Origin of the sequence: Ramlibacter lithotrophicus (assembly GCF_012184415.1) — a bacterium.
GTDB lineage: Bacteria > Pseudomonadota > Gammaproteobacteria > Burkholderiales > Burkholderiaceae_C > Ramlibacter > Ramlibacter lithotrophicus.
In genome coordinates this window covers 350,979-364,973 of the sequence record NZ_VTOX01000003.1, presented here as the reverse complement: position 1 = coordinate 364,973, position 13,995 = coordinate 350,979, and the positions used below count along the sequence as shown (strand labels likewise).

Below are 13,995 nucleotides of genomic sequence, written 5' to 3'. Positions count from 1 at the left end.
GGGCGCTTCAGCGCTCCCGCTGGATCCTCGGCGGCCGCGGCCGCAGCCCGGGAGTGACGGCCACTTCGACGTGGTCCCCGCGCCGCAGCACCCTGAACCTAGCCGCCTCGCCGGGTTTCAGCGCGGCGACCTGCGTCAGCAGCTCCGACACGTTGGCAATCTGCTTGCCGCCCACTTCCACGATGACGTCGCCCGGCCTGATCCCGGCCTGCGCCGCGGGCCCGTTCTGCAGGACGCCGGTGATGAGCACGCCGCGCTCGGCCTTCACGCCGAACGTCTCCATGAGCTCGGGCGACAGGTCGGCCGGCTCGACGCCGATCCAGCCGCGGCGCACCACCCCGTCCTTGACGATCCCCTCCAGCACCTGCTTGGCGGTCGACACCGGAATCGCGAAGCCGATCCCCATGCTGCCGCCCGAGCGTGAGTAGATGGCCGTGTTGATCCCCATCAGGTTGCCGTTGACGTCGACCAGCGCGCCGCCGCTGTTGCCGGGATTGATCGCCGCGTCCGTCTGGATGAAGTTCTCGAACGTGTTGATGCCGAGCTGGTTGCGCCCCAGGGCGCTGACGATGCCGCTGGTGACGGTCTGGCCCACGCCGAACGGATTGCCGATGGCGAGCACGAGGTCGCCGACCTGCAGCGCATCGGAATTGCCGAGCGTGATCACCGGCAGGCGGTCGAGCGTGATCTTCAGGACGGCCAGGTCGGTGTCGGGGTCGGTGCCGATCACCTTGCCGCGCGTGCGGCGGCTGTCCTGGAGCACCACCTCGATCTCGTCGGCGGACTCGACGACGTGGTTGTTGGTGAGGATGTAGCCGTCGGCGCTGATGATGACGCCGCTCCCGAGGCCGGCCTGCGGTTGCCCGCCGCGGTCGCCGAAGAAGAAGCGGAACCAGGGATCTTCGAGCTGCGGGTGCCCCGCCTTGAGCGTGTTGATGCTCACGACCGCGGCCGACGCGCGTTGCGCCGCCTGGCGGAAGCTGCCGGGCGGCGGCGGCCCCACGGCCGGCGTCGGCGCTTCGACGAGGGCGACGCCATGTCCGATGGTCGTGCTGGGGCGGCCGAGCCATTCGGGCTTGAGCGTGGCGACGACGAAGTAGGCGGCGAGCAGGACGGTGACGGCCTGGGAAAAGACCAGCCAGTAACGGCGCATGACGGATCGCAATGGTTTCGGGGTGCCGCAAGTGTAGACGCGCGCCGCTGCGCGCGGGCGGCGCTCGGATCCTTCAGGAGGCCGCGCGCGCGACGGCGGCGTGCCGACGCCGGTTCGCGGCGAGCTGCACCTGTTCGATCGCGACCGGCTGGCCGCTGCGCCGGTCGGCGATCGCCGTCCGGAAGCGCATGGATCGTGCTGCCAGCGCCATCCGCTGCGCTTCCGCGAGGATGTCGTCCACCGCGTCGGTCGGGCGCGACAGGTGTACCACGCCGACGCCGACGTCCAGGGTCAGGTCGCTGCGGTCGCCGCAGCGCAGCGTCACCGACAGCGGTCGCCGCAGGTGGCCCGCGAGCCGCAGCGACAGTGTGCGCAGCCACGCCAGGGACGGGATGCTCTCCAGCACCGCGACGAAGCACCCCTCGTAGTAGCGGCCGACGACGTTCACCGCGCCGACCTGCCGCTGGATGCGGCTGGCCACGCCGATGAACAGTTCGTTCAGTCCCGCGCTGCCCGCTTCGCCGCGCAGCCGCTCGAGATCGAAGACCATGACCGCCAGGAGCGCGCCGTCGCGGCCGGTGCGGCGCCGCCGCCGCTGCGCCCGCACCAGCTGGTGGACCAGGCTGCGCCCGTTGCGCACCTGGGTCACGGGGTCGAAGCCGGAGGTGCCGGGCGGCTCGCGGCGGGCGCGCTGTTCATGCCGGTCGCGCCGCCACAGGCCGATGCCGGTCAGGGCGTTGGAGAGCGCCGCGCTGAGGGCGCAGGCGATCTGCATCGGCAGCAGCTCCATCACCGGCATGTCCAGCGTGATGGCGTAGAGGCCGGCGATCGCCGGCAGCGTGAGCAGGCAGCCCGCCGACATCAGCGGCGCGAGTCGATCGCCGAGCAGCCACGCCCGCGCGGTCAGCCAGAAGGTGAGGCTGCCGCCGGCCACGGCCAGCCCGGCGGCCGCGGGGAGTGGCAGCGGCTCGGGCAGGGCGAGGGCGGCCAGGGCCCCCAGCGGCAGCAGCACGGCGGCCCATTGCAGCGCCGAGGCCATCAGGCGATCGCGCTGCGGCGCGTACAGCCAGCCGCGGATCCACAGGTCCGACAGGCCGACGCACAACGGGCCGGCCAGGACTTGCGCCACCAGGATGGCCCGCGCCGGGATCGAGGGCCCGAGGTGCGCGGCCACCCCGCTGAGAATCAGCACGAGCAGGAACACGGCCAGGTGGTAGGCGATCCCCTGGACGTGCGACATCGTGGGCCGCCGGGCGAACTGGGCCATCCGGGCGAGGGCCATCGCGGCGATGGTGCCCAGGGTCATGCTCCACACGGTGAGTTCCTGCGCCGACATGAACGCCTCCTTGCAGGCAGCGGGATGGGCAGTATACGAAAAACGTACGGCATGGCAATAAAAAAGAACTACACAGCCGCTGGAGCATCGCTTGGAGCTTGGCCGACAATGCCCTCTTCACCATCGGATACGACATGGCCAGTGCACAGGAACTGCTGCAGGCGTTCGACAGCCTGCTGACCCCGGAGCGATTCAGCGACTACGGGCCCAACGGGCTGCAGGTCGAAGGCAAGCCGGACGTGCGGCGCGTCGTCTCCGGCGTCACCGCCAGTCGCGCCCTCATCGAAGCCGCGGTGGCGGCCCGCGCCGACGCGCTGTTCGTCCACCACGGGCTGTTTTGGCGCGGCCAGGACGGGCGGATCACCGGCTGGATGAAGCAGCGGCTCGCACTGCTGCTGCGGCATGACATCAACCTGTTCGCCTACCACCTGCCGCTGGATGCCCATCCCGAACTCGGCAACAACGCGCAGTTCGGCCGCCGTCTGGGACTGCGCGCCGACGCCCGCTTCGGGCAACAGGACCTCGGGTTCATCGGCGCGCGCGAGGACGGCGGCACCTGGAGCGCCGCCGAACTCGCCCGTCACGTCGAGCAGGTGCTCGGGCATGGGGTGGTGCAGGTCGGCGGCGAGGGTCGGCCGCTGCAGCGGATCGCATGGTGCACCGGCGGGGCACAAGGCTCCTTCGAGGCCGCCATCGCGGCCGGCGCCGACGCCTACGTCACCGGCGAGATCTCGGAGCCGCAGGCCCACTACGCGCGCGAGTGCGGCGTCGCGTTCCTCGCCTGCGGCCACCACGCCAGCGAGCGCTACGGAGCGCCGGCGGTCGCCGCCCACGTGGCCGCCCTCTGCGGCGTGGAGCACCAGTTCATCGACATCGAGAATCCGGCATGAACGACGGCGAGCGACTGCGGCCCGTGGCGATCAGCATGGGAGATGCGGCCGGCATCGGGCCCGAAATCGTCGCCAAGGCCTTCCGCGACGACCCGGCAGCGATGCGAGGCTCATTCGTCGCCGGCGACGTGGCCGTGCTGCGCCGGGCGGCGCGCTGCGTCGCGCGCGAGCACGACGTGGAAGTCCCGGTGGCCGTCATCGAGGCGCCAGGGGACGCGGCGGGGATCCCGCCGCGCTGCATTCCCGTGCTGCAGGCGACGCCGGCGCTGGAGCCTCCGGCGTGGGGCGCCATCAGCGCCGTCTCCGGCCGCGCCGCGGCCGACTGCGTGGTCTGGGCGGCGCAGGCGGCACTGAGAGGCGAGGTCGCGGCGCTGGTGACGGCTCCGCTGCACAAGCAGGCGCTGGCCGCGGCCGGGGTCGACTTCCCGGGCCACACCGAGATGCTGCAGGCGCAGGCCGCTGCCTTTTCCGGCGTGCCACTCGCCCGGATGCCGGTGCGCATGATGCTGGCCAACGACGAACTGCGAACCGTGCTCGTCAGCATCCACGTGGCGCTGCGCGACGCCATCGCCGCGGTGACCTTCGACAACGTGCTGCAGACGATGCGGATCGCGCACCAGGCGCTGCGACCGGCGCTCGGCCGGGCGCCGCGGCTGGCCGTGGCCGGGCTCAATCCCCATGCCGGCGAGGGTGGGCTGATGGGGCGCGAGGAACTGGAGATCATCGGCCCGGCAATCGAGGCGGCCCGCTCCGAAGGCTTGCTCGCCAGCGGGCCCCATCCGCCCGACACCGTTTTCATGCGAGCCCGCGAAGCGTCGGGCCATCCAGGCGAGTTCGACGCCGTGATCGCGATGTACCACGACCAGGGGCTCATTCCCGTGAAATACCTGGGCGTCGAGCAGGGTGTCAACGTCACCCTGGGCCTGCCGCTCGTGCGCACCAGCCCGGACCACGGCACGGCGTTCGATATCGCCGGCACGGGCGCGGCGGACCCGTCGAGCCTGCTGGCGGCCGTCCGGATGGCGCAGCGGCTGGCCGGCTAAGCGCACCGCGGGCGCGCGGCAGGCCTGCCGTCCGGATCGGCTAGGTCTTGGCCCGCAGGCTGTCGCGGATCTCGCGCAGCAACAGGACTTCCTCGGCGGTCGCGGGCGGCGCCTTTTCGGCCGGCGTGGCCTCGCGCTTGAGCCGGTTGATCTGCTTGACCATCAGGAAAATGATGAAGGCCAGGATGACGAAGTTCACGGCGATGGTGATGAAGTTGCCATAGGCCAGCACCGGCACGCCCGCCTTCTTCACGGCGTCCAGCGTCATCGCCGTGCCGGGGGGCACGGAGCCGAGCACCAGGAAGTGGCTCGAAAAGTCGATCTTGCCGATCAGCGCCGCGACCAGCGGCATGATCAGGTCGGCGACGATCGAATCGACGATCTTGGCGAATGCCGCCCCGATGATCACGCCGACGGCCAGGTCGATCACGTTGCCCTTGATCGCGAACTCGCGGAACTCCCGCATCATGCTCATGGCTTCACTCCTTCTTGTTGTCGCGTTCGAGTATCGGCGATGAAGGGCCCCGCCGTCACGCGCCGCGGAAATGAGTCCCGGGGAGCGTCAGCTAGAATCACTGGTTGACCCAAAAACCAGCCAATTCCCGTTCGAGGACCCCCATGAGTGACACCCCCACCGACGCCAGCAAGCGGACGTGGCTGATCGCGTCCGGTTGCGCAGGCGCTGCGGGCGCAGCCTTCACCGCCGTACCCTTCGTCAGCAGCTTCCAGCCTTCCGAGCGAGCCAAGGCCGCCGGCGCGCCAGTGGAAGTCGACATCTCGGCGCTGAAGCCGGGCGAGAAGATCACCGTCGAGTGGCGCGGCAAGCCGGTGTGGATCATGAAGCGGACACCGGAAATGCTGGCCACGCTGGCCAAGACGGAATCGCAGCTGGCCGACCCCAACTCGGATCGCAAGACCTACCCGACCCCCGAATACGCCAAGAACCAGCACCGGTCGATCAAGCCGGAAGTGTTCGTCGGCGTCGGCATCTGCTCGCACCTGGGCTGCTCGCCGTCCGACCGGCTGCAGCCCGGCCCGCAGCCTTCGCTGCCGGACGACTGGCTCGGCGGCTTTCTGTGCCCCTGCCATGGCTCGACGTTCGACCTGGCCGGCCGCGTCTACAAGAACAAGCCGGCGCCGGACAACCTCGAGGTGCCGGCCCACATGTATCTCTCGGACACCCGGTTGCTGATCGGCGAAGACAAGAAAGGGTGATGACTTGGCGTGCCCGGGCCGGACACGGCCGGGCGTGCCATCAATCAGAGAGACGACATGGCTGAATTCAAGGAAATCTCCCCCAACGCCTCGGCGACCGAGAAGCTCGCCAACTGGTGGAACAACCGCTTCCCGACCGCGGGAGGGGCGTACCGGACGCACATGTCCGAGTACTACGCGCCGAAGAACTTCAACTTCTGGTATTTCTTCGGCTCGCTGGCGCTGCTCGTGCTGGTGATCCAGATCGTCACCGGCATCTTCCTGACGATGAACTACAAGCCGGACGCCGCCGTGGCGTTCGCGTCCGTCGAGTACATCATGCGCGACGTGCCGTGGGGCTGGCTGATCCGCTACATGCACTCGACCGGCGCCTCCGCGTTCTTCGTCGTGGTCTACCTCCACATGTTCCGCGCCCTGATCTACGGCAGCCACCGCAAGCCGCGCGAACTGGTGTGGATCTTCGGCTGCGCGATCTTCCTGGTGCTGATGGCCGAGGCGTTCATGGGCTACCTGCTGCCGTGGGGCCAGATGTCGTACTGGGGTGCGCAGGTCATCGTGAACCTGTTCTCCGCCATCCCGTTCGTGGGTCCCGACATCGCCCTGCTGATCCGGGGTGACTACGTGGTCAGCGACGCGACCCTGAACCGCTTCTTCGCGTTCCACGTGATCGCCGTGCCGCTGGTGCTGCTGGGCCTGGTGGTGGCGCACATCTTCGCGCTGCACGACGTCGGTTCCAACAACCCGGACGGCATCGAGATCAAGGGTCCCGACGCCGAGCGCGACGCCAACGGCCATCCGGTCGACGGCATCCCGTTCCATCCGTACTACAGCGTCCACGACGTGCTGGGCATCGCGGTGTTCCTGCTGGTCTTCACGGCGATCATCTTCTTCGCGCCCGAGCTCGGCGGCTATTTCCTGGAGTACAACAACTTCATCCCGGCGGACCCGCTGAAGACGCCCGCGCACATCGCGCCGGTCTGGTACTTCACGCCCTTCTACTCGATGCTGCGCGCCATCACCAACGAGATGATGGTCGTGCTTTCGCTGATCCTGGTGCTGTCGGTGGGCTTCGTCCTGCTCAAGACGCGCGCCTCGACGATGACCAAGGGCGCGCTGGTGGTGCTGACGTTCGCCTTCCTGTGGATGTTCAATGCCTTCGGCTTCACGGGCGTCGAGTTCCTGCAGGGCATCGATGCCAAGTTCTGGGGCGTCGTCGTGATGATCGGCTCGGTGCTGATCCTGTTCTTCCTGCCCTGGCTCGACAAGAGCCCGGTCAAGTCGATCCGCTACCGTCCGGGCTGGCACAAGTGGGTGCTGGCCGTGTTCGTGGTCGACTTCCTGGTACTCGCGTACCTCGGCGTGCAGCCGCCCTCGCCGATCGGCGAACGCGTCTCGCAGCTGGGCACGCTGTTCTATTTCGGCTTCTTCCTGCTCATGCCCTGGTGGAGCCAGCTCGGCGAGTTCAAGACGGTGCCCCGGCGGGTCACCTTCGCACCGCACTGAAGGGCAGAAACAAGAATGAAAAAATTCATCCTCTCCGTGGTGATGGCGCTCGGCCTGGCGGGCGCCGTCCACGCCGCCGGCGGCGAAACCATTGCCTGGGACAAGGCGCCCGACAAGCTGAACGACCTGCCCTCGCTGCAGAACGGCGCCAAGCTGTTCGTCAACTACTGCCTGAACTGCCATTCGGCGGCCTTCATGCGCTACAACCGGCTGCAGGACATCGGGCTGACCGAGCAGCAGATCAAGGACAACCTGCTGTTCACGACCGACCGCGTCGGCGACACGATGAAGGCGAACGTCGATCCGAAGCAGGCCAAGGACTGGTTCGGCGCCACCCCGCCCGACCTGACGCTGATCGCCCGCTCGCGCGCCGGCCACGGCGGCACCGGTGCCGACTACCTGTACACGTACATGCGGACGTTCTACAAGGACGACACCAAGGCCACCGGCTGGAACAACCTCGTCTTCCCGAGCGTCGGCATGCCCCATGTGCTGTGGGAACTGCAGGGCGATCGCCAGCCGGTGTTCGAGACGATCAACGAGAACGGGCACGAGAACAAGGTGTTCAAGGGCTGGAAGCAGGTGAGCCCCGGCACCATGACGCCGCAGCAGTACGACGAGGCCATGGCCGACCTGGTCGGGTTCCTGCAGTGGATGGGCGAGCCTGCCCAGAACCAGCGCGTGCGCGTCGGCGTCTGGGTGCTGCTGTTCCTGGCCGGCTTCACGCTCATTGCCTGGCGCCTGAATGCCGCGTACTGGAAAGACATTAAGTAGGTGACCACGCGGCGCGGGCGACCGCGCCGTGGCATCGCCCGACCGGAGTGGCCGCCGCCCGCGTCCACTCTTTTTTGATTTGAAGGAGCCTCATCATGATGGTGCTGTATTCGGGGACGACGTGTCCCTTCTCGCATCGCTGCCGTTTCGTCCTGTTCGAAAAGGGCATGGATTTCGAGATCCGCGACGTCGACCTGTACAACAAGCCCGAGGACATCAACGTGATGAACCCGTACGGGCAGGTGCCGATCCTGGTCGAGCGCGACCTGATCCTGTACGAGTCGAACATCATCAACGAGTACATCGACGAGCGCTTTCCGCATCCGCAGCTGATGCCCGGAGACCCGGTCGACCGCGCGCGCGTGCGCCTGTTCCTCCTCAACTTCGAGAAGGAGCTGTTCGTGCACGTGAGCACGCTGGAGTCGCGCATCGCCAAGAGCAACGAGAAGGCGCTGGAAAAGGCGCGCTCGCACATCCGCGACCGCCTGACGCAGCTCGCGCCGGTGTTCCTCAAGAACAAGTACATGCTGGGGGATAATTTCTCCATGCTGGACGTGGCGATCGCCCCCCTGCTGTGGCGCCTGGACTACTATGGAATCGAGTTGTCCAAGAATGCCGCGCCGTTGCTGAAGTACGCGGAACGGATCTTTTCGCGGCCTGCCTACATCGAGGCGCTGACCCCGTCCGAGAAGGTCATGCGCAAGTGAGGACGGCCGCGCCTGCCCGATGAACGCCCTCGAATCGACCTCCACCCGTCCCTACCTGATCCGCGCTCTCTACGACTGGTGCACGGACAACGGGCTGACGCCGTACATCGCGGTGCTGGTCGACGACACCGTGCAGGTTCCGAGGGAGTACGTCAAGAACGGCGAGATCGTGCTGAACATCAGTTTCGACGCGACCAGTTCGCTCAAGCTCGGGAACGACTTCATCGAGTTCAAGGCGCGTTTTGCCGGCACGGCGCGGGAGATCATGGTGCCCGTCAGCCGGGTCATCGCGATCTACGCGCGCGAGAACGGGCAGGGCATGGCCTTTCCGGTGGCGGTGCCGGCGGGCGCCGGCGAGGAGAAGCCGTCGCCGTTGTCCAGCGTGCCGGCCGCCGGCGGTGGCGAGGAAGAGCCGCGCGTGGTGCAACTGGTCACTCCCGAGCCGCCGGCTTCCAACACCGGCCCCGAGGGCGAGCCGCCGCGCCCGCCCGGCGGTCCGCGGCCGGCCCTCAAGCGCATCAAGTGACGCGGGCCGGTTCGCGCGCCTAGAATTCAGCTCCCCGCCGGCTTAGCTCAGGGGTAGAGCAACCGCCTTGTAAGCGGTAGGTCGTCAGTTCGAATCTGACATCCGGCACCACCAACGGGCAACCTCCTGCCCTACCTCCCGCCGACCTGGACCTTCAGCCGGATCGACGTCACCGGCGACCCGCGATCGCGCAACCGGGCGAGGAGGGCGGGCAGCACCTGCCTCAGTTTCGCGGCGGCGGCGTTGCCCTCCACCAGCAGGCACCACGACGGCCCCTCGATCGGCCCGGGGCGAACGGCGGGCCGCAGCGCCGCGGGAATCAGGGACTCGACCGCCTGCAGCTGCTCGGCGGACTCGCGCGCGAGCTGCGCCAGCCTGGCCAGCGTCGGCGACTCGTCGGCCGCCTGCTGCAGCGACACGGGGTAGAGGCGGCGGGCTGGCGGGGGCGTCGTCATGGCGTGCGGTGTGCATTTCATTATCCCGGATGGCGTCGTGCCGGCGCGGGACCGCGGCGCACGCCACAGGATGCGGCGGCCCACAGGTAAAATTGGCCGTTTTGCCGCTGCCGCCGGGCGTCGCCCGGCCCAGCCCTTTCATCCTGCTCACCAAAGGATTGCGCTGCGCGAGCGGGGCCCTACCGGCCCGCGACCGCAGCACCGCGTTCATGGCCAAGAACTTCCTGACCCAGATTTTCGGTTCGCGCAACGACCGCCTGCTCAAGCAATACCGGAAGAGGGCCGAGCGGATCAACGCGCTGGAGGCCCAGTTCGAGCAGCTGTCCGACGAGCAACTGCGGGGCAAGACGCAGGAGTTCAAGGAGCGCGTCGCGGCCGGCGCGGCCCTCGACGAGCTGCTGCCCGAGGCGTTCGCGGTGGTGCGCGAGGGCTCCAAGCGCGTCATGAAGATGCGCCATTTCGACGTGCAGCTGCTCGGCGGGATGGCCCTGCACGAAGGCAAGATCGCCGAAATGCGCACCGGCGAAGGCAAGACCCTCACCGCGACGCTCGCCGTCTACCTGAACGCGCTGACCGGCCGGGGCGTGCACGTCGTGACGGTGAACGACTACCTCGCCAATCGCGACGCGCAGTGGATGGGCAGGCTGTACGGCTTCCTCGGCCTGTCGGTGGGCGTGAACCTGCCGAACATGTCGCGCGAGGAAAAGCAGGCGGCGTACAACTCGGACATCACGTACGGCACCAACAACGAGTTCGGCTTCGACTACCTGCGCGACAACATGGTGTACGAGTCGGCCGACCGCGTGCAGCGGGGCCTCAACTACGCCATCGTCGACGAGGTGGACTCGATCCTGATCGACGAGGCGCGCACCCCGCTGATCATCAGCGGGCAGGCGGAGGACCACACCGAGCTGTACATCGCGATGAACCGCATCGTGCCGTTCCTCACGAAGCAGGAAGGCGAAGCCGATCCGCGCACCGGCGAAGGCATCATCAAGCCGGGGGACTTCACGGTCGACGAGAAGACGCACCAGGTCTTCATGACCGAGCAGGGCCACGAGAACGCCGAGCGGATCCTGTCCGGGCAGGGCCTGCTGCCGGAGGGCGCGTCGCTGTACGACCCCGCGAACATCACGCTGATGCACCACCTGTACGCGGCGCTGCGGGCGAACCACCTGTACCACCGCGACCAGCACTACGTAGTGCAGGAAGGCGAGGTGATCATCGTCGACGAGTTCACCGGCCGCCTGATGTCGGGCCGGCGCTGGAGCGACGGCCTGCACCAGGCCGTGGAGGCCAAGGAGGGCGTGCACATCCAGGCCGAGAACCAGACGCTCGCCTCGATCACCTTCCAGAACTACTTCCGCCTGTATGCGCGCCTGTCCGGCATGACCGGGACGGCCGACACCGAGGCGTACGAATTCCAGGAGATCTACGGCCTGGAGACGGTGGTGATCCCGCCGAACAAGCCGAGCCGCCGCGACGACCAGCTCGACCGCGTCTACAAGACCACGCGCGAGAAATACGAGGCGGCGATCAAGGACATCCGCGAGTGCTACGAGCGCGGCCAGCCGGTGCTGGTGGGCACCACGTCGATCGAGAACTCGGAAATCATCGACGAGTTGCTGAAGAAGGAGAACCTGCCGCACCAGGTCCTGAACGCCAAGCAGCACGCGCGCGAAGCGGAGATCGTCGCGCAGGCCGGGCGGCCGAAGATGATCACGATCGCGACCAACATGGCCGGCCGCGGCACCGACATCGTGCTGGGCGGCAACGTGGAAAAGGCCGTGGACGCGGTCGAGGCCGACGAATCGCTCGAGGCCGGCGCGAAACAGCAGAAGATCGCCGAGCTGCGCGCGCAGTGGCAGAAGGAGCACGAGTTCGTCGTCGGGCAGGGTGGCCTGCGCATCATCGCGACCGAGCGCCACGAATCCCGCCGCATCGACAACCAGCTGCGTGGCCGTTCGGGCCGGCAGGGCGACCCGGGCTCTTCGCGCTTCTACCTCAGCCTGGACGATCCGCTGATGCGGATCTTCGCCGGCGACCGGGTGAAGGCGATCATGGAACGCCTGAAGATGCCGGACGGCGAGGCCATCGAGGCCGGCATCGTCACCCGCAGCATCGAGAGCGCGCAGCGCAAGGTCGAGGCGCGCAACTTCGACATCCGCAAGCAGCTGCTGGAGTACGACGACGTCGCCAACGACCAGCGCAAGGTGATCTACCAGCAGCGCAACGACATCCTCGACGCCAAGGATCTTTCGGCGCAGATCGCGTCGCTGCGCGAGGGCTGCTTCACCGACCTGGTGCGCCAGTACGTGCCCCCGGAGTCGGTCGAGGAGCAGTGGGACCTGCCCGCGCTCGAGCAGGCGCTGGCCAAGGACTGGGGCATCGCCCTGAACCTGCAGCAGGAGGTGCAGTCGGCCAGCAGCATCACCGACGAGGACCTCCTCGAGAAGGTGCTGCAGGCGGCCAACGAGGCGTTCGCGGCCAAGGTGCAGCAGATCGGCGAGGACAATTTCACCCAGTTCGAGCGGGTCGTCCTGCTCCAAAGCATCGACACCCACTGGCGCGAGCACCTGTCCGCGCTCGACTACCTGCGCCAGGGCATCCACCTGCGCGGCTATGCGCAGAAGCAGCCCAAGCAGGAATACAAGCGGGAAGCCTTCGAGCTCTTCGGCCAGTTGCTCGATTCGGTCAAGAACGAGGTCACCCGCATCCTGATGACGGTGACGGTGCAGTCCAGCGAGCAGCTGGAGCAGGCCGCCGAGGACATGGAAAGCCGGGCGGAGCGGATTTCCAACGTCACCTACACGGCGCCGACCGAGACCGGCGAGGTCGAATCCAAGCTGGACGAGGCCACGGCCCGAGAGCAGGCGCCACGCGCCGCGCCGGCGCAGCGGGTCGGCCGCAATGACCCGTGCCCCTGCGGCAGCGGCAAGAAGTACAAGCACTGCCACGGCAAGCTTGCCTGATCAGGGAAACCCCCTACTCCCGGGCCCTGTCGGGAGCCGTCAGGTCAACCTTTGGTGACAAAGAGTAACAAAACCTGTCATTTCTGACAGGGGCGCGGCTGGACCGTGGTTGCAGAACTTCTTCAATGGAGAACTCTCGAGGAGTTTTCACATGCAAGAAGTCATTGACCGCCAGCCCGCTGTTTCCGCCGCTTCCACCTCGCGCCCCGGCCCCGGCCCCGGCCTTTCAGCCAAGCTGCGCGGGCGCATCGAGCGCGAGTTCAAGGCGCGCTGGGAACAGGAATGGGGCGGCAAGTTCGTCACCCACGGAATGGTGCCAGGGCAGAACGCCGTGCGTCTCGATGGCAACGACTACCTGGGCGTCACGGGGCACCCGGACATCGTGCAGGCCCAGCTCGATTCGCTGCGGCAAGGGCAGGAATTCATCGTCCAGTCCGGCGTGTTCCAGCACGACGGCAGTGCGGCGTCGCGGTTCCAGGCCACGCTGGCCGACTGGCTCGGCAAGGAAGAGGGCCTGCTCTGCCAGTCCGGCTACACCGCCAACCTCGGCCTGCTGCAGGTGATCGCCGACCCGGAAACACCGGTGTACCTCGACGGCCTGGCCCACATGTCGCTGTGGGAAGGCGCCAAGGCGGCCGGCGCGCCCGCGTACGGCTTCCGCCACAACGACCCGGCCCACCTGTCGAAGATGGTGAGCCGCCATGGACCCGGCGTGGTCGTCGTCGACTCGGTGTACAGCACCACCGGCACCGTGGCCCGCCTGCACGAGATCGTCGAAGTGGCCGAGCAGCACGGCTGCATGATCCTGGTCGACGAGTCGCACTCGCTGGGAACCCACGGTCCGCAAGGCAAGGGGCTCTGCGCCGAGCTCGGCCTCACGGACCGGGTTCACTTCATCAGCGCCAGCCTGGCCAAGGCGTTCGCCGGACGCGCGGGCTTCTTCACCATGCCGGCGGAATTGCGCGACTACCTGATGTGCCACAGCCATCCCGGCATCTTCAGCTCGTGCCTGCTGCCGCACGAGGTGGCCGGCCTGGCCGCCACGTTCGAAGTGATCAAGCAGGGCGACGAGGCGAGGCGCCAGTTGCGCGCCAACACCCGCCGTGTGCGCGCGGCCTTCGACGCGCTGGGCTACCCGATCCAGCACGGGACCGAGCAGATCATTTCGCTGGAGGCGGGCACCGAGGCCGACACGCTGATGCTGCGCGACGAACTCGAAGCGCAAGGCGTGTTCGGCGCGGTCTTCTGCGCGCCGGCAACCAGCCGCAACCGGGCCATGGTGCGCCTGACGCTGAACGCCGCGCTGACCGACGCCGAGATGGACCACGTGGCCGCGGTGGCGAAGGACATCGCGCCGCGCGTGAAGCCCTGGGGCTGGCCGATCGCGCGCCGCCTGGCGCGCGGCGGCGAGGCCGGTTGAA

General features: G+C 68.0%; 13 protein-coding genes and 1 tRNA gene. 10 read left to right on the top strand and 4 right to left on the bottom strand.

The genetic code is table 11. The features are described 5' to 3' along the window. Window positions 1–7: 7 nt before the first annotated feature. Together RAMLITH_RS11575 and RAMLITH_RS11570 are read right to left on the bottom strand one after the other, a co-directional pair. Window positions 8–1,153, bottom strand: coding sequence for a S1C family serine protease (locus RAMLITH_RS11575; RefSeq protein ID WP_168107551.1), 1,146 nt, complete (start codon window positions 1,151–1,153; stop codon window positions 8–10). Between the two features lie 73 nt (window positions 1,154–1,226). After that, the gene (locus tag RAMLITH_RS11570) at window positions 1,227–2,489 is read right to left on the bottom strand and encodes a diguanylate cyclase domain-containing protein (protein WP_168107550.1); all 1,263 of its coding nucleotides are present in this window, start codon (window positions 2,487–2,489) and stop codon (window positions 1,227–1,229) included. A 134-nt stretch (window positions 2,490–2,623) separates the two neighbouring features. On the opposite strand from RAMLITH_RS11570, the gene RAMLITH_RS11565 reads away from it, so the two are divergent. Continuing rightward, window positions 2,624–3,379, top strand: coding sequence for a Nif3-like dinuclear metal center hexameric protein (locus RAMLITH_RS11565; RefSeq protein ID WP_168107549.1), 756 nt, complete (start codon window positions 2,624–2,626; stop codon window positions 3,377–3,379). Next, window positions 3,376–4,422 carry a 4-hydroxythreonine-4-phosphate dehydrogenase PdxA gene (pdxA, locus tag RAMLITH_RS11560; protein WP_168107548.1) on the top strand — a complete coding sequence of 349 codons (1,047 nt, stop codon included), beginning with the start codon at window positions 3,376–3,378 and terminating at the stop codon, window positions 4,420–4,422. Before RAMLITH_RS11565 ends, pdxA begins: the two co-directional genes overlap by 4 nt. A gap of 40 nt (window positions 4,423–4,462) precedes the next feature. On the opposite strand, the gene mscL is transcribed toward pdxA, so the two are convergent. Next, window positions 4,463–4,897, bottom strand: coding sequence for a large conductance mechanosensitive channel protein MscL (gene mscL, locus RAMLITH_RS11555; RefSeq protein ID WP_168107547.1), 435 nt, complete (start codon window positions 4,895–4,897; stop codon window positions 4,463–4,465). Window positions 4,898–5,040: 143 nt separating this feature from the next. Between mscL and petA the strand changes: the two genes are divergently transcribed. The 6 genes from petA to RAMLITH_RS11525 all read left to right on the top strand — a co-directional run bounded on the left by petA (window position 5,041) and on the right by RAMLITH_RS11525 (window position 9,258). After that, window positions 5,041–5,637: a ubiquinol-cytochrome c reductase iron-sulfur subunit gene (gene petA, locus RAMLITH_RS11550; RefSeq protein ID WP_168107546.1), complete on the top strand. Its 597-nt coding sequence runs from the start codon at window positions 5,041–5,043 to the stop codon at window positions 5,635–5,637. 57 nt (window positions 5,638–5,694) lie between these two features. Then, window positions 5,695–7,140, top strand: a complete 1,446-nt coding sequence (locus tag RAMLITH_RS11545; protein ID WP_168107545.1) for a cytochrome b — start codon at window positions 5,695–5,697, stop codon at window positions 7,138–7,140. Window positions 7,141–7,155: 15 nt separating this feature from the next. Further along, window positions 7,156–7,914 (top strand): cytochrome c1, encoded by a 759-nt coding sequence (locus RAMLITH_RS11540; protein WP_168107544.1) that lies wholly within the window; start codon window positions 7,156–7,158, stop codon window positions 7,912–7,914. 95 nt (window positions 7,915–8,009) lie between these two features. After that, entirely contained in the window at window positions 8,010–8,621 is a 612-nt protein-coding gene (locus RAMLITH_RS11535) for a glutathione S-transferase N-terminal domain-containing protein (protein ID WP_168107543.1), read from the top strand. A 19-nt stretch (window positions 8,622–8,640) separates the two neighbouring features. Next, a complete protein-coding gene (locus tag RAMLITH_RS11530; protein WP_168107542.1) occupies window positions 8,641–9,147 on the top strand; it encodes a ClpXP protease specificity-enhancing factor in 507 nt (168 codons plus the stop codon). Between the two features lie 36 nt (window positions 9,148–9,183). Beyond that, window positions 9,184–9,258 (top strand) — tRNA-Thr (locus tag RAMLITH_RS11525). A 20-nt stretch (window positions 9,259–9,278) separates the two neighbouring features. On the opposite strand, the gene RAMLITH_RS11520 is transcribed toward RAMLITH_RS11525, so the two are convergent. Beyond that, the gene (locus RAMLITH_RS11520; protein ID WP_168107541.1) at window positions 9,279–9,602 is read right to left on the bottom strand and encodes a DciA family protein; all 324 of its coding nucleotides are present in this window, start codon (window positions 9,600–9,602) and stop codon (window positions 9,279–9,281) included. A gap of 209 nt (window positions 9,603–9,811) precedes the next feature. Between RAMLITH_RS11520 and secA the strand changes: the two genes are divergently transcribed. Together secA and cqsA are read left to right on the top strand one after the other, a co-directional pair. After that, window positions 9,812–12,574, top strand: coding sequence for a preprotein translocase subunit SecA (gene secA, locus RAMLITH_RS11515; protein ID WP_168107540.1), 2,763 nt, complete (start codon window positions 9,812–9,814; stop codon window positions 12,572–12,574). Window positions 12,575–12,725: 151 nt separating this feature from the next. Beyond that, on the top strand, window positions 12,726–13,994 hold the full coding sequence (gene cqsA, locus RAMLITH_RS11510) for an alpha-hydroxyketone-type quorum-sensing autoinducer synthase (RefSeq protein WP_168107539.1): 1,269 nt from the start codon (window positions 12,726–12,728) through the stop codon (window positions 13,992–13,994). Window position 13,995: the final 1 nt, after the last annotated feature.